Below are 25,756 nucleotides of genomic sequence, written 5' to 3' on the forward strand. Positions count from 1 at the left end.
CTCCACCCTTGGAAACCAGATGAGAACAACGCTGGGGTGGGTCCAAATCAAACCGTCACAAGCTACCCGGCGAGTCGGCAGGTGGGCTCAAATCAAACCGTCACACCGGGTCCAACTCAAACTGCCACAACCACACGCAAGCGGCTGCTCAAGCCAAATCACCCGAGGCAGGCCGCGTCTACTCTCTCTTGCGCGACATGACAGCGGAGGCGATGCCGCGGTCAAGGAGGTGGGCAGAAAGAAAGCTGGTTAGGGCCATACCCGCAGAGCCGCCAGCTGGAACAGTGATCGACGGAACGGAAGCGGCAGGCTACCTAAACGCGATTCGATCCTCGCTCATTTCCGCGTCGCGCTCTGTCCGAGACGCGTACTCCTCCACCCGTTGGCTCTGGTATCTACGTCGAACAGACCCCGAACTAGTGCGAGGCTATCTGCCGAATACCGAGATCTCTATCCTACGAATCGCAGAAAATCTTACCGGCCTCAGCACGTGCCATCCGAACGATGACCCGGTCCTCCTTCAATCCCCATTGACTTTCGACATTTCGCTGGAGGTCACAGCTAGGCTCGCCCGGATGCTTGCCATTTCCGAGCAGCTTAACCACGTCGAAGGATGGCTGAGGCGATCAAGCAAGGGAACCCGGTTCATCGTGGGGGAATCATCGTTACCGGACCTAGAGCTCGATGAGGAGCTAGAGGCCGCAATCACAGCCTTCGATAAGCGTGCCCTTCAGGCCGCCACCAATCGCTGGCATCCCCTCATTTCAAGGGATTTCGATCTTCACGCCAAAGAGCCGCTGTTGGCAATTGCGACGATGCACCTCCATGGAATTCGGGAAACCGTCATGTGGCAAGGGGCTATGGCAGACCATCCGAAGCCCTTTATGGCTCCAGGCCGTTTCGGATTCGGAGCAATGCGATTAACGGACCCTCTAAATCCGGCGATCGTGGAAGGTTCTATCGGCGGAATGGACATGCCGCGCGAAGCTGCAGCGCTGGTTATCTTGTCCCAGGCCGTCATGTTGCACGCCATGCTGTACTCGAACTCAGTGGGAGTAAACGTTCCCCGAGTGGGATACATCATCATGGATGAGCAGCAGCTTGCCCTGATCATCGCCGAAACCCTTGCTCGTACCAGGAAGGCTGCCTGGCCAGTTATGGCCGGATATGTACCCGCTGACCCGGCAGACGTCCTAGCCCTGGTCAAAGGAATGGACTTGTCAGACGTGGCCAGTGCCTACGGGCCGGTGCTTCGGCCATGGCGGCCCGGTATCGTCCTGATCGACCTGGCATCTCTGACCAGCGGGCTTCTCCACGACCTTCGTCTCGACGCGAGTGTGGGCGGGGAATGGGTCAACGCCTCGGCGGCAGAATTCGAACTCGCTGTTCAACGTCTCATCGACGACACCCTTCTCAAGCCGATCGACTCCATTCGACAACTCCGCGGCGTCACCTTGAACTTGGGAGGGAAGCCCGTCACTGACGCTGACGCCCTCATGGTTGTGGAGGACACTCTGATCTTGATCGACTGCAAGAAATATGAGTTAGCACGACCCTATGATTCCGGCGACTACGTCAGCGTCAGGAACGCTCGCACCAAAGTGGATGAAGACGTTTCCAAATGGGCAAAACGACTCAAAACAATCCGGAATAATCCCGTCGGAGACAACTATGACTTCAGCCAGTACGATCACTTTTTCGGGCTAGTCATAACCCCGGAAGTTGTGTTCACCCGGACTCCGGAGTCACTCCAACCGCAACCCATTGGCAAGACGGGCGTGAGTTCAGCGCCTTACCTAGCTTTCGCCGAGCTACAGATTCTTCTTGAAAATCTGGGCAGAGGTTGAGCTTCAGGACCCCCGCCGCGATCTCAAACGACAAGTCGTCCTCAGTCGTCCTCGATGGCGACCATCTCGGCGATTTTTGCGGCAACGACGGCCATAGAATCGTCCGCCGTGTCCAAGCCGTTTCGGGAACCGAGCAAGGGGCTGACCATCCGAAGGTCGTCATAGGTCGTCTCGTGCACGACAGGGATCAGCAGATCGCGCGCAAGGAGTGCCGAAAGCTCCTTGTCAGAGACCCCACGACTGTCGACGCGCTTCAGTAACGCCGGGGTCACGAGAACGAGACCCGTACGCGACTTCGCCAGGCCCCTGTCGATTTCTCGCAGGAACGGTTGGCCAAGCATGATGTCTTTCTCGCTGAACCAGACCGACACGCCCTCGGCCTTGAGGAGGTCGTGCAGTTCCGTAGCAGCACCACGCCGGTCATCCCATGCGTGGCAGAGAAAGATGTCGCGAAGGGCAGGCTGCTGGCGCGCTCGTAACTCCGCCGTGCGACGAAGCGGCGTCAAGGCCCGCACTTGGTCAGCTGTGTAGGTGACGGTTGAGTTACTCGGTGACCAGCTCGGCCGCGTCCTGCTGCCGGCCGATCCGCCTCCGCTGTTCGAGCCGCTCCCGCTGCTGCTCCGCGGGGTGCGGGCCGGCGGCGCGTAGTTGGACCTTGGCGAGTACCCGTAACCTCTGCCGCCGTGCACAGGGCAGGCGGCGGCCGCGGCTGCCGATCGGTGGCCACGGGACGGGGCTGTGCACCTACTCATGGCCTGATCCTATCCCGGGGATCGGAACCTTCTCGGCCTGGGCAAACGCGGCCCGTGATCTCGGCTGGAAGGGCGCTCAATCTGTTAGCAAGAAACGCAATCAGGCGACGTGGTGCGGTGCGAGATGCACACCGCACCACGTCTGCTATTTGCTAGCTTTCGGGGTCCAAACCAACTCATTTTCTTCCGCTATCGCCGTAAAGTGCTCAACGCTCCCATCAGTTGTGACCTTGACGACGACCCTAATCTCGCAGTCATGGTCGCTAACCCAATGTTCAACGTTTTGCACTTCTGGGCGGTAAGACAGATCCGAATTAAGCCCCATCTCTTCTGGCAGCAGAGGATAAAAGGAGACCGCTTCCCCGATTCGTGGGAGTACCTGGGTGGTTACAGGTTTAAGCGAGAGCCATCCCACAACTATGTTGTTGCGCGCTATATCAAGTCGTGGAGTCCAAGTAACTGTCATGTGTTCACCTTATGCAGAATGATCCGTAGGCGGCCTATATTGGCCACCCTGGGATCAGTGGCGCCACGATACTGCCCTGATACCAAAGTGATACCGGGGTGCGCGTTCATTGTCCCAATCGCTAGGGTCGGCGGACAGCTCTGCACAGACAAGGTGTGCAGAGCTTTGGTGCGCCGGGGACGCGGCGTTAGCGCCCGTATTCGGTTTGTTGCTGGCGGCGCTGGTCCGGGGTCCGCGGTTGGGCGGTTGTGGCGCGGCCGGCCTCGGCGGCGGATTGCGGCGGAAATGAGGCGTTCATGAGCCGTTGCATCTTTTCCATCCGTGGGTCGACTTCAGCCGGGGGTTCTGGCTGTGCCGGTTCTTCCGGTTTTGCGGCGTCGGCCATGAGCTGGTTGATCCGTGCCGAGTCTGCCTGGGCTGCTTTGAGCGCGTCGGCGTGCTTGAACGGTTCTGCCAAAGCCTTCTCTGCTTGTGCGCCATTGGCGAGTGCTTCCCGCCGTCGTCCTTCGACGTCGGCTGCGAGCTTCGGGAGCGATGACACTCTGTTTTCGAGTTGCCTGACGGTGCCCAGATCAGCGGAGAGCAGGCTGCGGCGGGCTATTTGTGTGGTTGCCCGGGGCACTCCTTCGATGCGTACTTCGACGGTTGCCCGGTCAAGGTCCCGGGCCGGCATGAGGCGGGCACGGAGTTCGTGGCCGCCGAGGGTGGCAATGGTTCCGAGTTCGTCGTAGCCGTAGAGGTTCATGAGCCGGTGGCCGTGCTTGCCGGCCCATGCGCGGAGCGTCTCGGCCGCGTCCCCGCGGTTGTCGAGGGACTTCCCGTCGATGGTGGCTTTGAAGGCATCCGCCGTGGTGTCGAGAGTCCGCGCCGCTGCTGCCCGGATCAGGGGCAGGTCCTGCGCGGCGGCCTCGGCCGCCGATTGTTCACCGCGCTTGGTGTGGGCGACAGCAACCATGTTCCGGTTGTAGGCCCGGTCCAAACGGCTCAGGCGGGCCAGTTCCTGATCGACAACTGCCTTCTCCAGCACCAAAGGGTTGCCGCTGGTGATGGCTTTCGCCTGGGCGAAGTTCAGGGTGTTGTCGCCGATGTCCTCGATTTCGCGCACGTCCAGGCGTCCGCGCATGATCTGGTTGATGAACCGGGACTTTCGTTCGAGTCCCTGCCACATGAAAAAGTCGAAGGATTCCTTGGTGACCACCTGGGAGATGCGGACCTCGGGGTTCTGGTTGCCTTGGCGAAGAATGCGGCCGTGGCGTTGTTCGACGTCGGAGGGCCGCCAGGGGGCGTCCATGTCCACGAGGTGCACGGCGCGTTTTTGAATGTTGGTGCCAACACCCATTTTTGAGGTCGATCCCATCAGCACGGCTATCTGGCCGGAGCGGGCGGCGGCAAAGAGGCGGCCTTTCTCGGTGTCGTTCTTGGCGTCGTGGATGAACCGGACCATGTGTTCGGGCACGCCGCGGCGGCGTAGCTGGTCTTTGAGTTCGCCGTAGACGTTCCACCGGTCAGAGGGGGTGCCGAAGTCGCAGAACACCAGTTGCAGGGCTCCGGGCACGGGGTCCGGTTCCCCGGTTTTCGGGTCGGTGTAGATGCGTTTCTTGTGCTCTTCATACACACTGGCCAGCAGGTCAGCGGTGGCGCTGATCTTGGTCGGTCCTTGCTGGGTCAGCGCGGGGTCAATGAGTCTCATGTCCAGGGCGGCTTTGCGGCCGTCCGAGGAGACTTTGAGCATGTTGTCTTCCTCGGCGTCCACGAGCTTTTGCTGGATGCGGTCCACCCGCTGGCCGATGTCCTGGATGTACTCGCGGAGTTCGGGGCTGGGTTCCACGGTGAGCATGTTCGGCTGCCGCAGCCCGTCCCCGTCGCGTGCGGCGAGGGACGGGACGGGGAGCTTGAGGTCCTCGGCGGTTTTCACGTCTGCGAAGGTGTGGAACATTTTCAGCAGCTCGGGGACGTTCTGGAATTTCGCGAACCGGCTCTTGAGTTTGAACCGGTCACCGCCGGCGACGGAGAGTTCCATTTCCTCGACAACCTGCCCGAAGGTCGCGGCCCAGGTGTTGAAGTCCTGGATTCCTGCAGCCTGGAGCAGGTCCGGGCGCAGGTAGCGCTGCATGACGTACATTTCCGTGACGGAGTTGGCGATGGGTGTCGCTGTGGCTCCGGTGATCACGCGCCGGCCTTCGCGTTGGCGCAGGAACTCTGTCTTCATGTGCAGGTCCGATGCACGGTTGGAGCCTTGGATTCCGGCGCCGGGGATGTTGCTGGGCGTCTCCAGGTTCTTGTAGTCGTGCAGCTCGTCCACCACGAGGTAGTCAATGCCGGTTTCCTCGAAGCTGATTCCCGGATCGGCGGGGGTATCGAGCTTGGCTTTGAGGCGTTCTTCCCGTCCCAGGACCACCTTTTCGAGCCGTTTGACGATGCTCGTGCTGGGCTGGCCGTTGTCCTGTCCGCTGTCCCTGACTGCTTCCAGTTCGGCCCGTGCCTGGGCGACTTCGGCTCTCATGTACGAGGCTTCAGCTTCGGGGCTGAGGCTCACGCGCTGGAACGCGGTGCGGGTCATGACTACGGCGTCCCACTCGTTGGCGGCCGCGCGGGCCACGAACTGCCGGCGCTTGTCCCCTGCAAGATCGCTCGAGGATGCTGCGAGGATGCGGGCCTGCGGGTAGATCTGCAGCCATTCGCGGGCGAACTGTTCGAGCATGTGGTTGGGGATCACGACGGCGGGCTTGTTGACCATACCCAGCCGGCGCAGTTCCATCACGCCCATGACCATCTCGGCGGTCTTTCCCGCGCCGACCTGGTGGAACAGTCCCACGGCAGGCTCGGAGAGCATCCGGGCCACGGCGGCGCGCTGGTGCGGGCGTGGGGAGAAGTCCTTGGCCATTCCCGGCAGGGTCAGCCGCTCCCCTTCGGTGGTGTAGTCGCGCAGCACGATGGAATTGAAGCGGCGGTTGTACTCGTCAATGAGACGGGTGGCCCGTTCGGGTTCTTCCCACACCCATTCGCTGAAACGCTCCTGCAGCAGCTGGGCTTTTTCCTGGGCCGCTGCGGTTTCGGTGGGGTTCAGGATGCGGCGCTTGTCCTCGCCTTCGTCCGTGACCCGCACGGGGCGCTGTTCCAGGACCTGTTTGAGGACATCGGAGGCCGGCATCCGCTGCGTGCCCCAGTTGCTGGTGGCGGCCAGGGTGTGGCGGTTGGCTTTGACGTCCCACAGGGAGCCGGCCGCGTTGGAGACCGTGGCGTAGGGATCGTTCAGGATTTCCCGGACAAACTCCTGGTGTGTGCCGGCGTCGATCCAGACCGCACCGAGGCGCGCTTCCACCTCATCCATGCGCAGCGGTTCCGGCATGGCCGAGGCGAGGTCCCGGACGTTGACGGCGAACCGGTCATCGGAGAGCGCGGCCGCCTGGGCCACTTCAAGCTTCTCCCGCACGTTCCCGGACAGGTATTCGGCCCGGGTCTGGAAAGTCTCCTCGGTGCCGGGGATCTGGTAGATGCTCTCCCCCAGGGCGGCCCGGGCGTCGTCAGGGCTGATGCCCAGCAGGGATGCGGCGTAGTCCAGGTCAACCTCGCCTACGGTGTCGAGGGTGACGGTGAGGGCTTCTTCTGCGGTGTCCACGCCAAGGACCGGTCGGCGTGGTTGGACCTGGCGGGTGGAAAGCAGGGCGGCGGGTGAAGCTGTCTGCGTGGCTTCATCGAAGTTTTCCAATGCCATCACCAGAGGACCGAACGGGTCACGGGAGACGATGGAGACTGCCTTGGGTGTCATGCGGGCCTGGATGGGTTCCTGCGTCTCTTCATCCACGCGCCCCGTATTCCGGAGCGTGTAGCGGTTGATCGGACCGTAGGTTTCCGCGTACTGGTCGTAGGCGCTCTTCAGTTCGTCACGGAGCCCGTCAATGCCGGCGGTGTCCTCGCGGCTTTCGGCCTCTGCGGTGAGCAGCTGCCGGGCGCGGTCGCGTAGCCCCAGGAGGGCCCGGAGTTCAGCGGCCTGGGTCTTGGGCACGGCGAGTTCGGTGTGTGAGCCTTTTTCGACAACGGTGAAGCCGTTGTCGGCGGCGCTGATGTGGCCGTCCCACTCGTGGGCGGCCGCCGGAACATAGGCGGCCCGCTGGCTCTCCTGGTCAGCGGTCCGCCCGGTCATCATCATCCCGGCGGTCCGGGCCTCGCGTACGACGTCGGCCAGCGCTGCGTTCAGGCGGTCCGGGACGGTCGAAAGATCATCGGTGGTCAGCTGCAGGGTTTCGGCCCCGTACATGCCGTGGCTGACGTGCAGCTCGCCAAGGAGGCGTTCGGGGCATTCATCGAAGTAGGAGTTCAGGCGGGTAATGGTCCCGTCGACCTGGCGAGCGGTGACGGTTTCCCAGAGGGTGGAGGCCGGTTCCTTCCCGGGTTCCCTGCGGCGGAAGATCAGCAGGTCCGTCATGGCATCGGTGCCGGCTGCCTTGCGGTGTGAGCCGGTGGGCAGCCGGACGGCGCCCACGAGGTCGGCCAGCTGGTTCATTTCCCGGCGGGCTGAGGGGTTCGTTCCGTCCAGGGTGAAGCTGGACGTCAGCACCGCGACCATGCCGCCGGGGCGGGTCAGTTCCAGGGACTTGAGGATGAAGTGGTTGTGGATTGAGTGGCCGCCGGCGTTGTGGCGGGGATCGTGCAGGGTGACGTTCGCAAACGGCACATTGCCGATAGCCAGGTCGAAGTGCCCGGTCGGCAGCTTGGTATCGGCAAAGGACTCAGCCCGGACGGTGGCCGCGGGGTAAAGGGCCTGGGAGATGGCCGCGGTGGTCGGATCCAGCTCCACGCCGGTCATCTCGGCGGCGTCGGGGGCGAAGCCCATGAAGGTTCCCACCCCGGATCCCGGTTCCAGGACCGTGCCGCCGGTGAAGCCCAGTTCCTGGGCGGTGGACCACATGGCCTGCACGTAGGCGGCGTCCGTGTAGTGGGCGTTGATCGTTGTCCTGCGGGCCGCATCGTATTCGACCTCGCTCAGGAGGCTGCGAAGATGCTCACGGTCTCCCGCGTATTCCTCGCGGGACTCATCGAAGATTTGGAAGACGCCCTGGGCTCCCCAACTCCCCCACCGCGCCAGTGACGCTTTCTCGGCCTCCGTGGCCTGGCGGTTCCCGCTCTGCAGCGTCCGCAGTACTTCAAGGGCTGCTAGGTTCGCCCGGATGCGGCTGCGGGTACCCGATGGTGCCAGGTCGTCTTGGGATGAGGGGCGGAACCTGTCCGGATCGGTGTCTAGAGTTGTTCCCTGAGCTTCTGCACCTCGGCCATAAACTCCAGGTGTTCCTGGATACTCGGGTTCACGTACTCGTCCTCCTCGTCCGCCGTCTCCGGTGGCGAGAGCAGGTCGTAGCGGACGATTTCCTCGGCCTGGTTCCGCGCCGCGTTCAACCGGCCGACCTTCTCTAGATACCCCTCCCCCTGCGGGTCCGGTCCTGCGATCTTCAGCAGCAGCCCGTCCACCTGTTCCTGGGCTTCCTCCCCCAGCTTGGTGAAGAAGTCCTCCGGGTCCTGGATCTGGCTGTAGCGCGTCGGACTTGCTGCCTTCCAGGCTTCCTGAGCCTGCCTGCCGTACTTGTTCATCACGATCCTCCTCTGGTGCCGCCCACAGAGCCTCAAAGCTCAGCTGACCATCTACTTGCTTCTTACGCCCTGCCATCGGCTGTCCCCTTACCCAGAATGGTTCAGGGGCCACGCTAGCCGGATTGGTGTCGCATTGCCTGTTCTGGCCAACTCGCTCGCACTAACCTCGCCGGGAGGCCTATCGGCATACTTCGAATTGCTTTGACGGCATTACTGTCAAAGACATCAATGCCGTCAAAGCTGAATTTTCCGGCCGGGGGCAAGGTTCCGAGTCCCGCCTTCGAAACGGTTTCCTTCGTTGTAGAGGCGTTCGCGTCGTTCCACTTCCATGAGGACTGCACGAGAGATGAAATCAGACCAGCTCCTGTCCATCTCCTGTCCGCTGGTTCCCGTATAGGCCGCTTTGGCGCGCTTCAGGTCATCCGTTGCCATGTAGAAAGTGACCTGTTTCGGTGCAGTGTCCGGCAGCGGGCCAGAATGCGACGTCGGAGAGGCGGGGGCTGACTCGCCGTTCGATCCGGGGCTTCTGTTGGCTTTCACCAAGTTCTGGACGGAGAGGTTGTCAGGTTGCCGGCGGGGCGGGACGCCGATGGGCTTGCGGTTGCTTTCAGTCATGATGCGTTCCTTTCCTCGGCCGCTTCCAGACGGGCAACGAGTTCATGGGCTATCTGGTAAAGGTCCTCAGCGACATTGGCCGCAGATCTCGGCTGGCTCTGGCCAGCTTCGGCTGTTCCCTTCAGCACTTCGTACCATTTGGGGGCGGCCTTGACCTGTTCTTCGAGTTCGTGGACCAGCACTCCCCTATCGCGGGCCGCCTGGGCCGGGGCTTCTGCGTGACGCACCATTCCGTTGAAAAGAACGTCATCCGTTCCAAAGGTCTCCGTGATGGCCTCACGCGTCATCCGGTGGACGTTGGTCGCGGTGGAGGATGTGGCAGTGATGATTACGCCAAGCAGGTCGAGGTTCGGGTTGACATCGATGACTGTGTCCAAGCGTTTAGCTACTCCAATGAGTCCTTCACGTCCGGCCTTGTCCGTCTTGGTGGGGACCACTACGTACGAGGCTGCACCGAGGGCCGCGACCTGCAGAGGTTCATTGCCGGGCGGGCAATCGATGAAGATGATGTCGTAGCTGGCAGCGATTGGTGCGAGTGATCGGGCCAGGGCCAGCTTCGCCTTGCTTCCATCTTTACTCCCCTGCGCAATCAGGCCGGCCGCTGCCTGGTCGAGCTCGGCCCCGCCGGGAATCACATCGAGGTTGGGTCGAACATCCTTAAGTGGCGTCAGCAGTGAGCCGAACATGAGGCTCTGCGCGAGGGCGCTACCGTCGTCATCGAGGGGGCCATGCCTGTAGCCCAGGTCGAGTCCAAGGTTTCCCTGTGGGTCCATGTCCACGAGCAAAACCTTCCAACCGGAAGTTGCCAGCAGGGCACCGACGTTTGCCGTCAGGGTCGTCTTCAGCACGCCTCCCTTGCCGTTGACGAAGCCGCAGATGCGGTCCATTCCTGTCCGGTCGAACGCTGTTGTCGCTGTCATGATCCCAACCTTACTGTCAATACTGTCTTTGAGGTCTTTGAAAGTAATCGTGTCAAAGACTTTTTTACAGTCAATACCTTCAATACTGGCATTGCAAGTATTGACACTTTTACGGGCAATGCTGGCATAGCAGTCAATGACTGCATTATTGACGCTTTCTGTATCAGGCCGCTCGCCACAGCGTCCCTATCAAGTCCAGTTCAGTTTCGGAGGGAGGGATCCAGTAGAGATCAGAGTCCGGTTCATCCACTTCGTGTTCCGCGATTTCAGGCATGAGGTTCCTGTCCAGCCATGCGTGCCAGGCTGCACGCTGCTTTCGGTGGGTGCTGATCTGCTCTGCGGCGTCGTCAAGTGCACCGAGCCGGCGGGCCAGCGCGGTCAGGCTGGTCCCGGCCGTGATGCTCCATTGCCCGTGCCGGCGTCCGATCATGTTGTAGCTGCTCATGGCCGCAAGTGCCGTTTCAACGGCTGTGCGACTGAGTCCTGTGGACCGGACGATTGCTGCTGTGGTGGGGGAGAGGCGTCCCCGTTCGATTGATTCGTATACGAGGGCAGCGACGTCGCCAAGGGCCCGGAATACAGGGCGGATGCCATGGATCTTTCCGCTGCGCCAGGAGAGTTCCCGGGCAAGTTGTTCAAAGTGCTGGGGGAGTTGAATCACGTAGGTATCGGCGTTGCGGCCGCGGGCATCGGCAATTTTGGTCAGGATGCCGTCTGAGGCTTGTTCGAGCATCGGGAGCAGCCTGGAGATGGTGCCATGGTGTTTGCCCAGGGCGGTGGCGAAGGTCCGGCAGCCTACATCCAGCACATCAGTTTCCATGGTCCGCATGTAGCCGAGCACTGCGCGAAGCAGCAGGCGCAGGCTGAGGCCTTCGCGGCGGCGTTCTTTGAGTCTGTGGTCCAGGACTGCGTAGAGGACATTTTCAAGATCATTCACGAGCTGGTGCACGCCAACCCTGCTGCTGGTTCTGCTGGCCCCCCCTGTGGGTTCTGGGGGGCTTGTGTCGTTAATACGGGTAGTCCTTATACCTGAGACTTGGGTTCCCCGTTTTTGGATCCAGCGACAGGCTTCTGCCCACTCTTTGTCGATGAGGCGTTCCTGCCGGTCGGTGGTCGTGTAGAGGGCGGCGAGGCCGGGGAACTGGCCGCCCAGCTCGAGGCGGACCTGGTCCAGGGTCCAGCCACAGGCGGCGAAGTGGTTCAGGACCGCCATGCGGGCCTCTGAGGGGCTGGCGTACTTGGCCGTGTCGTACAGGCCGGTACGGGCCAGCACCCGTAAGGGGGATTGGCTCCCGCCGATCGGAGCGGGGGAAAGACCGCGCGCTGCCGTGGCGGCGGCCATCATCTTGGCGGCGCGGTTTTTGAGCTCGCGGGCGCGTCTCATTTCGGGCGCCAGGGCCAGTCTGAGCGCGGTGACGGCGCTGGCGGGATTCCGGTGGCGCAGGATGTCATAGGCAGCGGCCAGGGGAGTGGTCAGGATTTGCCGGCCGCCGGATTTGTGTGAGGAACCTGGAACCCGGATACAGCCGTCGGTGACGTTCTGGTGTGGACTGGGGTCGAGACTTGGAGCCAGGAGGGTCATGGCTTCGACGAGCTGCCGGGATTCCGGGCCGCTCATTCTTTCTGCGAGCGGGATGTAGAGGTGGCGGCCGCCGCTGGGGGAGTAGTCCGCAACGTAGCGGATACCGCAGCTCTCCAAGAGGGTCCCGAGGCGTTGGGCGTCGGCATCGACGACGCCCTGCAGCGCTTTGGAAGTGTCCAGGTCAAGGCAGAGAGTAGCCACCGAGCCGTCTGCCCCATGGATGAGGACTGCCGCCGGCCGTGTCGGCAACACAGCACTTATCCGGGGCGGATTCTGCGGCCGCGGGTACTGGAACCTGCCGCCGATCCAGCGTCCCAAGCGGTAAGTGGGTGCGCCGGCGATCAAGGGAGCGAGCGCCCATGCCATGTCGGGTGTGACTTGACGCGCTGCTCGCGGTGCGTCAGTTGTTGACGGCACGGCCGCTACAGGTACCATAGACAACAGCTAGTCCCTTCGGGGTATAGCAAATGGAGCGCCCCTCACGGGGAGCTTGATAAGTTCAGATCGCTGATCCGCCAAGATGTGGATCTGAACGTCATACTTTTTGAAGGCCCGCGAAAGCGGGCCTTCAGTTTTTAACTGGCCTTAGCGATAGGCAGGGCCTCCTGGCCAGAGATGCTGTCGAAGTCGATGGTCTTTAGGAAGTCGATCACCAGGCGAGCAACAACATCGCTCTTGGAGTCGCCGGTAATGTCCGAGAAAGCTTGCAGCTTCTGGGCATCAGCAGCCTGCATCCGCACGGTGATGTTCCGGCGGTCTCCCTTGAAGGGCTGTGGCATGGCATCCTCATTCCTTGGTTTTCCATGGACATTCTCCATGGAACCGGAATCAGGTTCCCTTAAGTGGGATGTCGCTGCCGTGTCGCGCCAATCGCCTCGCAGTCGTTCCCGCAGGTCGACCCCGTTATTCCCGCGCGAGCGTAGGTCCTCGGCTAGGCTGCACGACGTTGATGGTGACATGGTTCCAATATGTCACAAACTCAAGAAATTTTAGTTATGGAGCAAGCTGCGGCTTCGAGGTTAGCGCTTCCAGGCCCGCCGAACGACGGCTTCGACCTCGGCAGCATCGGCTGTTGAGCCGATCCCGGAGTTCAAGGCGCCCCGGAACAGGTTCCTAGTTGCCAGGAGTGATCGGAAGTACTGTCCTCGGCGGTCGATTCGTCGAGCCTGCACGCCAAGGAACTTAGCAGCTTCCTGTCGATTCATTCCGGAGGCGATGCATATTTTCACTGCTTCGAAGATAACCCTGTAGGCGGCTTCGTTTTCTTTGTTGACCTCGGCGAGGACGCTTTTGACGGCTAGTTGGGCGTCTTGCGGCGTCGAGTTCATGGCAGCCTTTCTAGTCGATGGAGAGTGCTGAGCCAAGCTCAGTCTGCGGTACGCGGTTCTTGCGGGCGTAGGCGAAGAGTGCCAGGCCGGTCACCACGAAGGCCGTGGAGATGTAGGAAACGATCATGAAGAGGTAGGTGGCGTCGCCGGTCGCGCTCAACTCAACCGGATAGGTGAAGGCGCGCATCAGTGACAGCGCAAAGCCGGCGGCGATCAGTCCGGACGCGACCCGGCCGACTCTCAGGGGATTCCTGCGGGAGTCCTTGTAGGCGGGCTTGATGAGGGGGAAGACGATGTAGGCGACGTAGGCCAGCACGAGCCATGTATTCAGGCGCACGCTCGGCTGCGCAGCGTAGTCCAGCAGCTGCGGTGACGGGTTCGGGGCGGTGGTCGCCAGGAGGGTGCCCAGCAGGCCCGTAGCGACGGTACCCAGCATTGCCGCTCCCGGTGCCCCGACAGTCCACCGGCGTGCGAACGATGAGCCGTAGGCAGTGCTGAGGTGACCGCCCAGGAATGCGACGGCGACGAGGGCGAAGTATTTGGATACCAGGTCGGTGCCGTTGGTGAGCGGCATGATTGATTCCATGCCCATGTAGACCGGGGGCAGGAGCAGTAGATAGGCGAGGGTCAGGAAGATACCCGACAGAGCGATGCTGCTGGCTTTTCCCTGCAGTGCATGCTGGTGTCCCAGCACCGGGGTATTAATGCGTTTGAATGTCAGGCTGCCCAGGAGAATGAGCATCAGACTTACCGGGACGACGGTGAGCGGGTTCATCCCAGGAGTTCCGTCATTTTCTCCGCGTATTCGCGGGCTTCCTTTCGCTGCTTCACACGCCGCTGCAGGAGGTGGATTCGGGCAGAAATGGCCTCGACCAAAGCATCGTCAGAAACTTCCAGCAACTCATCCTCGCGAGCCCTGATCTGCCACCCGCCTTCGGCCGGCGTGATCAATTCAGTCACCACAAGGCCGGTCGCGAACGAGCCTCCACCGGCTCGAGAGGCTGCGATCGCCAAAGGCGGGTTCAACTTGTTTTCTGTGAGTTGTGTGGCGATGTAGGTAAGCGCCATGCCCGTTTCCTGGGACATTTGCTGGCGAATGTCCCCTGGATCGATGGAATCGATCCAGGTCCGCACAGACCCTTCATGCGGGAAGGGTATGAGGTCAATACCCTTGCGGAGCTCACGAGGATAGTGCTTTTTGGAGGTGCGAAACTGCAGCTCTGCCATGAGATCCGCGTGATGGACCTGACTCAAAAGCTCCGCGGAAGAGGGTTCTATGGGCCGGGACTTGATGACCTGGTACGGACTGAAGACGCTGAGCGCATCGATGACGTTCATTCCCGTGGCCCTGGCGATAGCGATCACCGTGGACTCCGCAACGTTTCCACGCCTGAGCTGATTGTTCAGAGTGCCCCGATTTATACCGGTCAACGCACTGAGCGCAGTCGGGGATGGGCTGAGGGATCGCCCTTCCAACCACTCCCGAAATTCGGCGGCTGAGACAGGCACGGACACTCCTTAGACAAATGGCATGAGAAAAGCGCGGATGATCAATACCTGCTAGGATTGAACCAATAATTAAACAAATCTAGATATCTCAAAACTTGTATTAATCCATCGTAGCTTCTGGGATCGAGTTTAGCCGGGGCCCACCTACGAGACCTGACTGCAAGGCAACACAGCACAGAAGCGCAGGGGGAAGCGTGAAGCCGTCCAAGATGCTCAGCACAGGAGCCGCCGTCGCGGCACTCTTGATGCTGATCGGCCTCGTCTTCTCCATGCTTCTGCTGCTGGCACCCGCGAAACCAGCCTTGGCTGACTGCGGCCCGTCCGTTTCTGTCGTCATCGACGGCAGCACCAAGGTTGAGGGCTACACCCAGGAGCAGCTTAAGAACGCAGCAGCCATCATGGGCGCCGGCAAGGCGCTGAGCTTATCCGCCAACGGTCAGATGATCAGCGTCATGGTGGCCCTGGGGGAGTCGGGCCTGCGGGCGTTGGATATTGGCGACGGTGCCGGTCCGGACTCGCGGGGGTTGTTTCAGCAGCGCGCCAACGGCGCGTGGGGCTCTTACGCAGACCGCATGGACCCCACCAGGAGCGCGACCAACTTCATCAAGGCCCTGCAGGGCGTGCCCGGCTGGGAGCTGTTGGAACCGACCATTGCCGGTAACAAGGTCCAGCGCAACGCCGACCCGTACCACTACCAGAAGTACTGGCCCGAAGCCGTCAAACTCGTCCAGGCGCTCTCGAACTCGAAGTTCTCCCTTCAAGGCGGCGACTGCGCCATCCCGGGACAGTCCGGCGCGGGGGATGACTACCCGTGGAAGAACTCCCCGACCTGGCTACAGGGCGGCGCAAACACAGCCAGCACCTCACCGCTCGGCATGTACTACCGCGAGTGCGTGGACTTCGCCCTGTGGCGGGTCAACCAGCAGATGGGTTCAACGAAAGCTCCTTTCAAGTTCCTCAACAGCTCCTTCCGCCCCGACGGGCAGGGCCTCGGCTCGGCCCTGACGTGGAAGGCCGGTTGGGATGCCAAGGGCTGGCCAACCGGCAGCACACCACGGGTCGGCGCAGTTGTCTGGTACGCGCCCGGCGCCGGGGGAGCGGACCCGAACTTCGGTCACGTCGCCGTGGTCAAGGAAGTCAAAGACAACGGGACCTACGTCGAAGAGGGCTACAACGGCAACCCAGCCCCGGCGGACCACAGCTACTACACCCGGACAGTGACCAGCACTGTCCCCTCAGCTTTCCTGTACCTGCCCACTCAAGAGGAGAAAAAGTGAAAAAGCCCTTGATCCTGCTCGCCGTGGCGCTGCTCGGCGTGTCCTGCGCACCGGCAGGCAACACCACGACAGCGCCGTCGGCATCAACCAGCAAGCCCACAGCGTCCGCGCCGGTCTCGCTGAGCGCCAACAGTGGACCCCAGGCACCGGGCGGCACTATCCCCGCCGCCATCGGCATTACCTGGGATCAGGCCAGCAAGGACGAGGCCATGGATGTCGCAGAGAACGCTATGACGGACTTTGCCCGCCCCGCCGTGGAGGACAAGCAGTGGGCCAATGACCTGGCCCGCTGGCTGACCCCGCAGGCCACCGCCGACTACTCGGCAGTGGACCCGGCCAACATCCCCGCATCCCGCGTCACCGGGACCGCCACCCTCAGCGTCGATGAAACCAACGGCTTCGGCGTCATGGCAGCGGTCCCCACCAACGCCGGGACCTACACGGTGCAGCTGCTCCGCACCGGCAAGGACGCCCCGTGGAAGGTCAACCGCCTCACCCCGCCCGCCTCCTAAACGCCGGCACGTCCATCCCACACACGTAAGGAAGAAGCTCATGGGCACCACACCAACGCAAGTTATGGCCTTTCCCAACATCCGCGCCATCGTCCGGGACAACGGCACCGCCGAGGTCCTCGTCGCGGGCAACTCCCGCATCGTCCCTGCCGGAGACTCCATGCAGGAACTGCGCAACAACGCCCTGGCCCTCATCGTGGGCGAAGCCCAGACTCTCCAGCGCCCCGTGCGGGTCCGCATCGAGGACCCCGAAGGACACGGCGAACTCATCGTCCACCCGGACAACAAGATCGAATCCGTCTCCTACGAGCCCGCTCCGGCCCGCCGCCGGGCAGAAGCCCCCGAAACCACGCCCGCGACCGTAGCGCCGGCCGTCATTGATACCGTCCCCGCACCCGCACCAGAGCCTGCGGCCGCTCCTGCCACTGCCACTGCAGCATCGGTGGGCGCCCAGCCGTGGCCGCCCGCCCCCGCGACGGCCACCCCGGAACCACAGACAGCTGCCTTTGTTGAGGAAGCAGCGCCGACGCGGCGCAGCCTGAAGGAAACCTCGTTCCTGGTCAGCGCCCCGGTGCTGGAACCTGCCACCCAGGGCTGGCGCGGAACACTCACACGCCTGGGACTGCGGATGGATCCCTCCGCGGAAGAACTCACCGAACGTGAGGACGTCCGCACGGTCAGCCAGCACTGGCCCGGCCCCCGGACCATCGCCGTGGTGAACCGCAAGGGCGGGGCGAACAAGACCCCCACCGTGGTGATGCTCTCGGCGATCCTTGCCCGTTACAGCGGCGCGGCCACGGTCGCGTGGGACAACAACGAATCCCAGGGCACCCTCGGATGGCGGACGGAAAAGGGCTCCCACGACCGCAGCGTCCTGGACCTGATCGACGCCTCCACCGAACTGCTCTCCCCGTCCACGAACGCCGCCGAAATCGCCAAGTTCGTCCACCACCAGACCGCCGACAAGTTCGACGTCCTCCGCTCGGATGAAAACGAAGAAGGCGACCACGAAGTCACGGCCGAGGAAGTCGACATCGCCCACCAGGTGCTCACCCGCTACTACCGCCTCGTCGTGATGGACTCCGGCAACACGGCCAGGGCCGCGAACTGGCGGCGGATGATCGACCACACCAACCAGCTCGTGGTCCCGGTGACAGCCATTGAGGACCGCGCAGAAGCCGCACGGCTGACGCTGCAGACCCTGGAATCCCGGGGCGGCCACGACGCGGAACTGGCCCGCAACGCCGTTGTCATCGTCTCGGAATCCACCGACGCCAAGCGCAGCATGAGCGGCGAGGCGCTGAAGCGGGCCAAGGACGAGGCCCAGCGGATCGCTGACGGCTTCGCCCCGTTCGTCCGGGCGGTCGTCCGGATTCCTTACGATCCGGCCCTGGTCAACGGACCCATCCGCTATGAAGCCCTCCAGCCCGCCACCCAGCGGGCATGGCTGGCGGCCGCGGCCGCCGTCGCCGCCGTCTTCTAACCCACCCACCACGGACTCTGAAAGGAGGCAAGCATGCAACAGTCCCTGAACCCCTGGATCACCCACCCGGCCACCGCCGACGGCGCGGACACCGCAGCCCCGGAAGCTCACGTGCCTGCGCAGGCCGTGATCAATGGACCGCTCAGGGGAATGGTCGAACCCGATGCCGCAGACCGTCTTGGCCGCCGCACCATCGCAGGCTCCGCGGCGCTGTGGGTCGCCGGCGCCCACGGGGGTTCCGGGGAAAGCCGCATCGCTGACCTGATCGGCGGGGCACGGGTCACCGGTCACTGCTGGCCCGTCCTCCACGACGGCAGCAGGCCGCGGGTGCTGCTGGTTTGCCGTGCAGACATCCGCGGCCTGACAGCTGCACAAGGCGCCCTGACCCAGTGGGCATCAGGCGCGGCACCGGCCCTTGATCTGCTCGGCCTCGCCGTCCTCGCGGACGCACCGGGTAAGACCCCCAAACCCTTGCGGGACTTCGCGACAATCGTCAGCGGGGGAGCCCCCCGGTCCTGGACCCTGCCCTGGGTCGAGGCCTGGCGGCACGCAGACTCCACCACCGCCCCGTCGGCCCGTGAATTTCAACGCTTCATCACTGACTTAGCCGCCCTGGCTACCGGCTCCACACCCGGCACCACCCACTGAAAGGTCTCACCATGAACTCCTTCTCCGTACTTGCAGCAAGCGTCATCCCCAACCCCACCCCGGTCGTCCCGGAACAGGCGGGTGGCCTGCTCACGATCCTGAACTGGGCCTCCGGCATCGGTCTGGTCCTGGGCGTCCTGGGCGTCATCATCGTCGGCATCGGCATGGTCATCCAGCTCCAGCGCGGCGAGGGCGCTCAGGCCATCGGCAAGCTCGGCTGGGTCCTGATGGGCTGCATCATCATCACCGGTGCCGCCGGCATCGTCCGCGCCTTCGTCTAAGCCAGCACCAACAACGGGAGGTTCACCATGAGCCAGTCAACAGAGAGCACCACCGAAAGCAATCCGTTCACCAAACCCGGTTTCCTCATTGCTGCCGCGCTGGTGGTCGCGCTGATTGCAGCAGCCGTCGTCATCTTCCTGCTCCCCAAAGGACAGGGAAACGCCCAGCCCGGCCCTGCCCCGGCAGAGACCAGCAGCACATCCGCAGCCAGCCCCAGCGCCTCCGCTGAGGCTGGCAAGAGCGTCTGCGGCCTCCCTGCGAGTAAAGAAACTGCACTGGGAACCGCCCCCAAATCCAAGTGGGACCTGCTCGGAACCATGGCCGTTCCAACTGATCCATCAACAGCAGGCCCCGGCACGGTGGGCAAGGACGGTCTGAGGTCGTGCTTCGCTCAATCCCCCACAGGAGCGCTGTACGCAACGGTAAACATCTGGGCAGCGTCGTTTAACGGCTATGCAAAACAGGTTTACCTGGAACTTTCAGCTGATAGCCCTTCGCGGGACAAAGCAGTACAGGCCATAAAGGAAGGCAAGGACGTCAGCGGTGGGACCTCACCGAAGGTCCAGATCGCCGGCTTCATGATCCATTCGTACACTCCCGAAACAGCCGTTGTGGAGCTGGCTTTCGAGACCAAAGATGGCGGATACGGTGCTCTCTCGACGTCACTGCTTTGGGAGGACGGCGACTGGAAAATGGATATCCCTCCCGCTGGCGGAGGCGCAGTTCGCCAGGTCAGTGACCTGAGTTCATTTATCCCTTGGGCCGGCGTCTGACATGGCAGAAAAGGAATGCGAAGTTTGGAACGTTGTCTGCATGGGCGAACAGCGTCTCGGCAATGTTGCGGCGGGGATCGCGGACGACGCAATCAACAATCTTGCAAAAGCCGTCATGGAGGGCATGAGCCAGATGGTGACGACACTGTCTACCTTCTGGGTTTCGATGCCCACCGTGAACCTGGCCAGCCAGGACGGCACCGCGCCAAGTCCGGTTGTTTCTGCGGTCAATAGCGAATTGATGCCCTGGACGCTGGCGCTGGCGGTACTCGCCGTCATCCTCGGAGGCATCCGGCTGATCTGGGAACAGCGTGGGGCGCCGCTAAAGGACCTGCTCCGTTCGCTGCTCACGCTCACTCTGGTGTCGGGCCTTGGCCTGGGTGTCATCTCAATTCTGGTGATCGCGGCCGACGCCTTCGCTGTCGCCGTCATCGAGCGTTCGACAGACGGGAAGGGATTCGCAGAGGCGATGAACATCCTGGTCATGACCAACCAGACCGGCGTCGGGGTGTTTATCCTGATCGTTCTGGGGCTGATTGGTCTGATTGCATCTCTCGTCCAGGTCGTACTGATGGTGGTGCGCAGCGGCATGTTGGTGATCCTGGCGGGCATCCTGCCGACCACGGCCGCGTTCACCAACACGGAGATGGGCAGGCAGTGGTTCCAGAAAGCAGTTGGCTGGACTATCGCGTTCATCCTCTACAAACCTGCCGCCGCCATCGTCTATTCGGTCGCATTCCTGCTCATGGGTAGCAACAGTGGGAAGAATTCGTTGATCACGTCCATCACGGGCTTCACGTTGATGATCGTCGCGCTGTTCGCTTTGCCGGCGCTGATGCGGTTCGTGACGCCGATGGTCGGTGCCGTCGCCTCCGGCGGGGGAGCAGGAGCAGGGGCTGCCGTGGGGGCCATGGCCACAGGTGCCGTATCCATGGGCCGCAGCGGAAGCGGTAAAGGCAACGCCGCCCCGACACCGGCCAGTATACAAACCCACCAGTCGGGCTCATCTCCGAAGGGCAGCACCGGAACAACCGGCCCCAGAGGGAATGGCGGGAAGCCGACGCCCGGGGCGACCGGTCCGGGCGGGGCCACCAGCGCCTCCACAGCCGCCACAGCCGGCGCAGCAGGCACTACCGGTGCAGGGGCAGGAGCTGCCGCCGGTAGCGCAGGCGCCGCCTCGGGTGCAGCGTCAGCCGCCGGCCCGGCCGGCATGGCCGTCGCTGTAGGAGCGCAAGCAGCGTCCAGGGTTTCCCAGGCCGCACAACAGACCGCGCAGGATTCAACCGGGGAGGGCCCCAGTGGCAGCAATTGATACCGAATACAAGGAACCGTCCTACGGCAACTGGCGCGTCCCGCGCTCGGCTGGGCTGGGCAACCTCGGCGCGATCGGCACCGGCATTGTCATGGCCGGGTTGTTGCTGGGCATCATCAGCTTCGCCATCTGGGGCCTGTTCCCGGGCCTTGCTGTCCTGGCCGTAGCCGGGGCGGCAGCCCTGCTGCTGACGGTCAAGGACAAGCACGGCCAGTCCGTTGTTGACCGGTTCGGAACCCGAATGAGCTTCCGGCTCGCCAAGTCCTCCGGAACGAACCTCTACCGTTCCGGCCCCCTCGGGGTAACGCAGTGGGGCATGTACCAGCTGCCCGGCCTCGCGGCGAAGTCCACCCTGTATGAATTCACCGACTCCTACAAGCGCCCGTTCGCCCTCCTGCATGTGCCTTCCACCAGCCACTACACCGTGATCTTCTCCACCGAACCCGACGGTGCGTCCCTGGTGGACCCGGAACAGGTCGATGCCTGGGTGGCGAACTGGGGCGGCTGGCTCGCCGGCCTCGGGGACGAAGCGGGACTGGACGCCGCGGCCGTGACGGTGGAGACCGCACCGGATTCCGGCTACCGGCTCCGCAATGAGGTCATGATGAACATCGACCCGAACGCCCCGGATTTTGCCAAAAACGTGCTCCACGAGGTCGTCGACACGTATCCGGAAGGGTCGGCCACGGTCCGGGCCTGGGTGTCCCTGTCCTTCAACGCCTCCCTGCGGGCAGGCTCGAAGAAGCGCACACCCGAAGATGTGGCCCGTGACCTCGCGTCCCGGATCCCCGGGCTGTCGGCCCGGCTGCAGTCCACCGGCGCCGGGATCGCCCGTCCGATGTCCGCGCAGGAACTCTGCGAGGTCGTCCGGATCGCCTACGATCCGCCCGCCGCCCTGATCATCGACGAAGCGCACTCCGCCGGCTCCCCGGTCTTCTTGACCTGGGGCGAAGTTGGACCCTCCGCGACGCAGGCGTCTTGGGATGACTACCGGCACGACAGCGCGTTCTCCGTCTCCTGGACCATGACCGGTGCCCCGCGCGGTTCCGTGAACTCCTCGGTCCTGTCCCGGCTGCTGGCCCCGCACGGGGACATCGACCGCAAGCGCGTTTCACTGCTCTACCGCCCCATGGATTCGGCCCGTGCCGCGGCCGTGGTCGAGCGGGACCAGAACAACGCCAACGTCCGCATCACCTCCGGAAACCGCCCGTCCGCCCGCGCCCTGGTCGATGCCCGCTCCGCCGTGCAGACCGCGCAGGAGGAAGCTCAGGGCGCCGGGCTGGTGAACTTCGGCATGGTCGTCACGGCCACCGTGACCGATAAGGAACGCCTCGCAGATGCCGTGGCCGCCGTGGAGCAGACCTCCGGCACCGCCCGGGTGCTGCTGCGCCGCGCCTACGGCACCCAGGACACCGCGTTCGCCGCGTCGCTGCCGCTGGGTCTGGTCCTTCCCAAGCACAGCCTCCTGCCCTCCGAAATCAAGGATGCCCTGTAATGGCCCGCATGAAACTCTTCACCCGCCCTGCCAGGAAAGCTGCAGCACCGGTCAAGGCCGCGCCGAAGAAGAAGGCTGAGAAGGAACCGCGCCAACCCGGGCCATCGGCCCGGGGCTGGACCGGACGCGGCGGCGGCATGGCCCAGCTCGTGCCGTCCGTGAAGGAATACCGGGGAACCACGGTCCAGGTTTGCGGGCTGTGGCCTTTTTCCTCCGGGGCGTCCTCGCCCATGATCGGCGTCCCGCTCGGACGTCATGAGGAAACCCAGGCCACGGTCTGCTGTGACCCGATCAGCTGGTTCCAGCGGGCACGGCTGATTTCCAATCCGTCCGCGTTCATCCTGGGCAAGCCGGGGCTGGGCAAGTCCACCGTGGTCCGCCGGATGTTCATCGGGCTCTCCGCACAGGGCGTCCACCCCCTGATCCTCGGGGACTTGAAAGGCGAGCACGCCAAAGCGGTCCAGGCGCTCGGCGGGCAGGTCATCAAGCTCGGCCGGGGAGTGGGCTACCTGAACATCCTCGATCCCGGCCAGGCCGTCGAAGCCGCGCAGCTGCTCGAAGACAGCGGCCACCATGAGGACGCCGCCCGGGTCCGCGCCGACGCGCACGGCCGGCGCCTGGCCATGGTTGTCTCCCTGATCACGATCAGCCGGAACAACCCGCCCACCGATCAGGAACAGACCATTTTGGACCGCGCCCTGCGGGTCCTCGATGACCGGTTCGACGGCGTCCCGGTCCTCAAAGACCTGTTGGACGTGATCATCTCCGCGCCCGATGAGCTGCGCCAGGTCGCGCTGGATCGCGGGGACATGACGGTCTATCTGCAGGAAACCCGGGCCCTGGAAGCGACCCTGCTCGGCCTGACCGGAGGCGGGAAGCTCGGGGAAATCTTCTCCCGGCACACCACCAACCCCATGATGCGCGACCGCGCCGTGGTCTTCGACGTCTCCAGCATTGACGAGACCGAAACCGACCTGCAGGCCGCAGTGCTGCTGGCCTGCTGGTCCTACGGCTTCGGTACTGTCAACGTCGCCAACGCCCTCGCGGACGCCGGTCTGGAACCGCGCCGGAACTACTTCGTCGTCCTGGACGAGCTGTGGCGGGCGCTGCGCGCCGGCAAGGGCATGGTGGACCGGGTGGATGCCCTGACCCGGTTGAACCGCTCCGTGGGTGTCGGTCAGATCATGATTTCCCACACCATGTCCGACTTGCTGGCGCTCCCGGCGGAAGAGGACCGGATGAAGGCCCGCGGCTTCGTGGAACGCTCCGGCATGGTGATCTGCGGCGGCCTGCCGGCCTCGGAGATGCCGCTGCTGACCTCGGCCATTCCGCTGTCGAGGCAGGAACAGCAGAAGCTCATCTCCTGGCAGGACCCGCCCGCCTGGGACTCCCGCGGGCTCGACGTCGAACCTCCCGGACGGGGGAAGTTCCTGATCAAGGTTGGCGGCCGGCCCGGGATCCCGGTTCTGGTGGGCCTGACATCTTTGGAGCAAGGCCCGGACGGAGTCAACGACACCGAGGCTAAGTGGAGAGAGATCCCGGAAAGGCTCCTCGAGCCAATGGCCCCTGACGTAGCCCTTGAGGGAGGCACGCTGTGAGTGCACCGAACCGTAAAGGAATGGGCCTCGGGGATGCCCTGCTGGTCTGGTTCGCCATCGGCTTCATCGTCGTCTTCGGCGGCGGGACCTACGCGGCCGCCCACCTCGGCTCCTTGATGGCCGGCATCAAAGCACCCCCCGCACACCCCATCGACCTGATCGCCGGGCTGGTCAAGGGCCGCGTGCCGTGGCCCGTCCAGTCCACCGTCGCGGCCGCCCTCATGGCCGGCCTGGTCCTGGTCCTGGCCATCGTCGTGCTCGTGGCGTGGAGGAAGGGTGCGTCCAAGCGTGCCCGCGTCGACAAGGCCGCCCGGTACCTGGGCCGCGGGAAGTCCTTGGCCGCGTTCTCCGAGAAGGGCGCGAAAGCGACAGCGGATCGGCTGGGCGTGACGGGCACGCCGGGCATCGTGGTGGGCAAGGTTGTCTCCACCGGCCAGACGTTCATTCAGTCCTGGGAAGACCTCAGCCTCGATATCTGGGGCCCCCGTACCGGTAAGTCCACCTCACGGGTGATGCCCGCGATCCTGGACGCGCCGGGTGCTGTGGTGTCGACCTCGAACAAGCGTGACGTGGTGGACGGCACCCGTGGCGTCCGCGAGGCAACCGGCCCGGTGTGGGTGTTCGACCCGCAGAAGATCGCCCAGGAGGAAGCACAGTGGTGGTGGAACCCGCTCTCCTACGTCACGGACGAAGAGAAGGCGTACAAGCTCACCCAGCATTTCTCCGTTGGCTCCCGGGTCCCGGGGTCTAAGCCGGATGCCTACTTCGACCCCAAAGCCGAGGACATTCTCTCCTCGTATTTCCTCGCGGCCGCGCTCGGTGAGCTTCCCATCACGCAGGTCTACCTGTGGGTGACGGAGCAGGTCAGCCGAGGACCGATCAACATCCTGAAAGAGCATGACTACGAGCTGCAGTACAAGGGCCTGGAGTCCACGCTGGAGCTGGCCGACAAACAGCGCGACGGGATCTTCGGCACCGCAGAGAAGATGATTCAGTGCCTCAAGTCCAGGAACACGCTGCGCTGGGTCGCTCCGACGCGTGGCGCGACGGTGACTACGGATGCCCGCCGGCAGTTCAATCCGCACGCTTTCGCTGCCTCGCAGGAGACGATCTACATCCTCTCCAAGGAAGGGGCCGGCTCCGCTTCCCCGCTCACCACAGCGTTGACGGTGGCGATCGCTGAGGCGATGGAGGAACGGGCCGAGCGCAGCGGCGGCCGCCTGCCCAAACCAGCACTGTTCGCCCTCGATGAGTTGGCCAACGTCGTCCGCTGGGCAGCCCTGCCGGATCAGTTCAGCCACTACGGTTCCAAGGGCCTGATCGTCATGGGCATCCTGCAGTCCTGGTCCCAGGGCGTCGAGCTGTGGGGCGAGGCGAACATGCGGAAAATCTGGTCGGCCGCGAACGTCAAGGTCTATGGCGGGGGAGTGGCCGAAGAAGGGTTCCTGCGGGCGCTCTCGGACCTGATCGGGGACTACAGCTACACCAGCGTCTCCGTCTCATCGGGAAAGTCGGGGTCCAGCCGCTCCCGCCAGGAGGGCAAGGAACGCATCTTCGACGTCTCCAACCTCGCGGAGCTGGACCGCGGCCGCGCCGTGGTCCTCGCCTCCGGCGCGCCCGCCACGCTGGTCCGGACCATGCCCTGGTACACCGGCCGGCACAAGGACGCCGTGGAGGCGTCCATCAAGAAATACAGCCCCCGCCCAGAGGAACCGGAGCCCGTCCCGGTGCCCGCCGCTCCGGCCGCTAATCCCTGGGTCACCGGGTAAGG

21 protein-coding genes are annotated in these 25,756 nt (G+C 63.7%); 11 read left to right on the forward strand and 10 right to left on the reverse strand.

Features of this window, described 5'->3' with window-relative positions; all coding sequences use genetic code 11:
- The first annotated feature begins 575 nt into the window (after nt 1-575).
- Nucleotides 576-1,847, forward strand: coding sequence for a hypothetical protein (locus tag ABEA18_RS24280; protein WP_345453938.1), 1,272 nt, complete (start codon nt 576-578; stop codon nt 1,845-1,847).
- A gap of 41 nt (nt 1,848-1,888) precedes the next feature.
- On the opposite strand, the gene ABEA18_RS24285 is transcribed toward ABEA18_RS24280, so the two are convergent.
- From ABEA18_RS24285 to ABEA18_RS24330, 10 genes are all read right to left on the reverse strand, one after another.
- Entirely contained in the window at nt 1,889-2,599 is a 711-nt protein-coding gene (locus ABEA18_RS24285; protein ID WP_345453941.1) for a toll/interleukin-1 receptor domain-containing protein, read from the reverse strand.
- Nucleotides 2,600-3,252: 653 nt separating this feature from the next.
- Nucleotides 3,253-7,974, reverse strand: coding sequence for a helicase-related protein (locus ABEA18_RS24290; RefSeq protein ID WP_345454059.1), 4,722 nt, complete (start codon nt 7,972-7,974; stop codon nt 3,253-3,255).
- 329 nt (nt 7,975-8,303) lie between these two features.
- The gene (locus ABEA18_RS24295; RefSeq protein ID WP_345453944.1) at nt 8,304-8,651 is read right to left on the reverse strand and encodes a TnpV protein; all 348 of its coding nucleotides are present in this window, start codon (nt 8,649-8,651) and stop codon (nt 8,304-8,306) included.
- 234 nt (nt 8,652-8,885) lie between these two features.
- A complete protein-coding gene (locus ABEA18_RS24300; protein WP_345453947.1) occupies nt 8,886-9,266 on the reverse strand; it encodes a ParB family protein in 381 nt (126 codons plus the stop codon).
- Entirely contained in the window at nt 9,263-10,186 is a 924-nt protein-coding gene (locus tag ABEA18_RS24305; protein WP_345453950.1) for a ParA family protein, read from the reverse strand. Before ABEA18_RS24305 ends, ABEA18_RS24300 begins: the two co-directional genes overlap by 4 nt.
- Nucleotides 10,187-10,349: 163 nt before the next feature.
- Nucleotides 10,350-12,134, reverse strand: coding sequence for a hypothetical protein (locus ABEA18_RS24310; RefSeq protein WP_345453953.1), 1,785 nt, complete (start codon nt 12,132-12,134; stop codon nt 10,350-10,352).
- A 209-nt stretch (nt 12,135-12,343) separates the two neighbouring features.
- Nucleotides 12,344-12,547 carry a hypothetical protein gene (locus tag ABEA18_RS24315; protein ID WP_243182081.1) on the reverse strand — a complete coding sequence of 68 codons (204 nt, stop codon included), beginning with the start codon at nt 12,545-12,547 and terminating at the stop codon, nt 12,344-12,346.
- A gap of 240 nt (nt 12,548-12,787) precedes the next feature.
- Nucleotides 12,788-13,096, reverse strand: a complete 309-nt coding sequence (locus tag ABEA18_RS24320; RefSeq protein ID WP_345453956.1) for a hypothetical protein — start codon at nt 13,094-13,096, stop codon at nt 12,788-12,790.
- A gap of 10 nt (nt 13,097-13,106) precedes the next feature.
- Nucleotides 13,107-13,871 (reverse strand): hypothetical protein, encoded by a 765-nt coding sequence (locus tag ABEA18_RS24325; protein WP_345453959.1) that lies wholly within the window; start codon nt 13,869-13,871, stop codon nt 13,107-13,109.
- Nucleotides 13,868-14,461, reverse strand: coding sequence for a hypothetical protein (locus ABEA18_RS24330; protein WP_345453962.1), 594 nt, complete (start codon nt 14,459-14,461; stop codon nt 13,868-13,870). Before ABEA18_RS24330 ends, ABEA18_RS24325 begins: the two co-directional genes overlap by 4 nt.
- A 353-nt stretch (nt 14,462-14,814) precedes the next feature.
- Here ABEA18_RS24330 and ABEA18_RS24335 point away from each other — a divergent pair, with 353 nt between their 5' ends.
- The 10 genes from ABEA18_RS24335 to ABEA18_RS24380 are packed head-to-tail and all read left to right on the forward strand — an operon-like array spanning nt 14,815 to nt 25,754.
- Entirely contained in the window at nt 14,815-15,882 is a 1,068-nt protein-coding gene (locus ABEA18_RS24335; protein ID WP_345454062.1) for a CHAP domain-containing protein, read from the forward strand.
- Complete coding sequence (locus ABEA18_RS24340) at nt 15,879-16,394, forward strand: hypothetical protein (protein WP_345453965.1); 516 nt, start codon at nt 15,879-15,881, stop codon at nt 16,392-16,394. Before ABEA18_RS24335 ends, ABEA18_RS24340 begins: the two co-directional genes overlap by 4 nt.
- A gap of 40 nt (nt 16,395-16,434) precedes the next feature.
- On the forward strand, nt 16,435-17,877 hold the full coding sequence (locus ABEA18_RS24345) for a chromosome partitioning protein ParA (protein WP_345453968.1): 1,443 nt from the start codon (nt 16,435-16,437) through the stop codon (nt 17,875-17,877).
- 33 nt (nt 17,878-17,910) lie between these two features.
- Nucleotides 17,911-18,525 carry a DUF6668 family protein gene (locus ABEA18_RS24350; protein WP_345453971.1) on the forward strand — a complete coding sequence of 205 codons (615 nt, stop codon included), beginning with the start codon at nt 17,911-17,913 and terminating at the stop codon, nt 18,523-18,525.
- A gap of 11 nt (nt 18,526-18,536) precedes the next feature.
- Nucleotides 18,537-18,806 carry a hypothetical protein gene (locus ABEA18_RS24355; protein WP_345453974.1) on the forward strand — a complete coding sequence of 90 codons (270 nt, stop codon included), beginning with the start codon at nt 18,537-18,539 and terminating at the stop codon, nt 18,804-18,806.
- 27 nt (nt 18,807-18,833) lie between these two features.
- Nucleotides 18,834-19,580, forward strand: coding sequence for a DUF8175 domain-containg protein (locus ABEA18_RS24360; RefSeq protein ID WP_345453977.1), 747 nt, complete (start codon nt 18,834-18,836; stop codon nt 19,578-19,580).
- A gap of 40 nt (nt 19,581-19,620) precedes the next feature.
- The gene (locus ABEA18_RS24365; RefSeq protein WP_345453980.1) at nt 19,621-20,892 is read left to right on the forward strand and encodes a TrbL/VirB6 family protein; all 1,272 of its coding nucleotides are present in this window, start codon (nt 19,621-19,623) and stop codon (nt 20,890-20,892) included.
- Nucleotides 20,879-22,387, forward strand: coding sequence for an SCO6880 family protein (locus ABEA18_RS24370; protein ID WP_345453983.1), 1,509 nt, complete (start codon nt 20,879-20,881; stop codon nt 22,385-22,387). The genes ABEA18_RS24365 and ABEA18_RS24370 overlap by 14 nt, the downstream gene beginning before the upstream one ends.
- On the forward strand, nt 22,387-23,985 hold the full coding sequence (locus ABEA18_RS24375) for an ATP/GTP-binding protein (RefSeq protein ID WP_345453986.1): 1,599 nt from the start codon (nt 22,387-22,389) through the stop codon (nt 23,983-23,985). The genes ABEA18_RS24370 and ABEA18_RS24375 overlap by 1 nt, the downstream gene beginning before the upstream one ends.
- Entirely contained in the window at nt 23,982-25,754 is a 1,773-nt protein-coding gene (locus tag ABEA18_RS24380; RefSeq protein WP_345453989.1) for a type IV secretory system conjugative DNA transfer family protein, read from the forward strand. The genes ABEA18_RS24375 and ABEA18_RS24380 overlap by 4 nt, the downstream gene beginning before the upstream one ends.
- Nucleotides 25,755-25,756 lie beyond the last annotated feature (2 nt).

The sequence above is a fragment of the Arthrobacter gyeryongensis genome, from assembly GCF_039543785.1.
Lineage (GTDB): Bacteria > Actinomycetota > Actinomycetes > Actinomycetales > Micrococcaceae > Arthrobacter > Arthrobacter gyeryongensis.

Coding starts and splice junctions, on each gene's coding strand:
- ABEA18_RS24280 (WP_345453938.1), top strand. CDS start 576: ATGCTTGCCATTTCCGAGCAGCTTAACCACGTCGAAGGATGGCTGAGG.
- ABEA18_RS24285 (WP_345453941.1), bottom strand. CDS start 2,599: ATGAGTAGGTGCACAGCCCCGTCCCGTGGCCACCGATCGGCAGCCGCG.
- ABEA18_RS24290 (WP_345454059.1), bottom strand. CDS start 7,974: ATGTGGTCCACCGCCCAGGAACTGGGCTTCACCGGCGGCACGGTCCTG.
- ABEA18_RS24295 (WP_345453944.1), bottom strand. CDS start 8,651: ATGAACAAGTACGGCAGGCAGGCTCAGGAAGCCTGGAAGGCAGCAAGT.
- ABEA18_RS24300 (WP_345453947.1), bottom strand. CDS start 9,266: ATGACTGAAAGCAACCGCAAGCCCATCGGCGTCCCGCCCCGCCGGCAA.
- ABEA18_RS24305 (WP_345453950.1), bottom strand. CDS start 10,186: ATGACAGCGACAACAGCGTTCGACCGGACAGGAATGGACCGCATCTGC.
- ABEA18_RS24310 (WP_345453953.1), bottom strand. CDS start 12,134: ATGGCATGGGCGCTCGCTCCCTTGATCGCCGGCGCACCCACTTACCGC.
- ABEA18_RS24315 (WP_243182081.1), bottom strand. CDS start 12,547: ATGCCACAGCCCTTCAAGGGAGACCGCCGGAACATCACCGTGCGGATG.
- ABEA18_RS24320 (WP_345453956.1), bottom strand. CDS start 13,096: ATGAACTCGACGCCGCAAGACGCCCAACTAGCCGTCAAAAGCGTCCTC.
- ABEA18_RS24325 (WP_345453959.1), bottom strand. CDS start 13,871: ATGAACCCGCTCACCGTCGTCCCGGTAAGTCTGATGCTCATTCTCCTG.
- ABEA18_RS24335 (WP_345454062.1), top strand. CDS start 14,815: ATGCTCAGCACAGGAGCCGCCGTCGCGGCACTCTTGATGCTGATCGGC.
- ABEA18_RS24345 (WP_345453968.1), top strand. CDS start 16,435: ATGGGCACCACACCAACGCAAGTTATGGCCTTTCCCAACATCCGCGCC.
- ABEA18_RS24350 (WP_345453971.1), top strand. CDS start 17,911: ATGCAACAGTCCCTGAACCCCTGGATCACCCACCCGGCCACCGCCGAC.
- ABEA18_RS24355 (WP_345453974.1), top strand. CDS start 18,537: ATGAACTCCTTCTCCGTACTTGCAGCAAGCGTCATCCCCAACCCCACC.
- ABEA18_RS24360 (WP_345453977.1), top strand. CDS start 18,834: ATGAGCCAGTCAACAGAGAGCACCACCGAAAGCAATCCGTTCACCAAA.
- ABEA18_RS24365 (WP_345453980.1), top strand. CDS start 19,621: ATGGGCGAACAGCGTCTCGGCAATGTTGCGGCGGGGATCGCGGACGAC.
- ABEA18_RS24375 (WP_345453986.1), top strand. CDS start 22,387: ATGGCCCGCATGAAACTCTTCACCCGCCCTGCCAGGAAAGCTGCAGCA.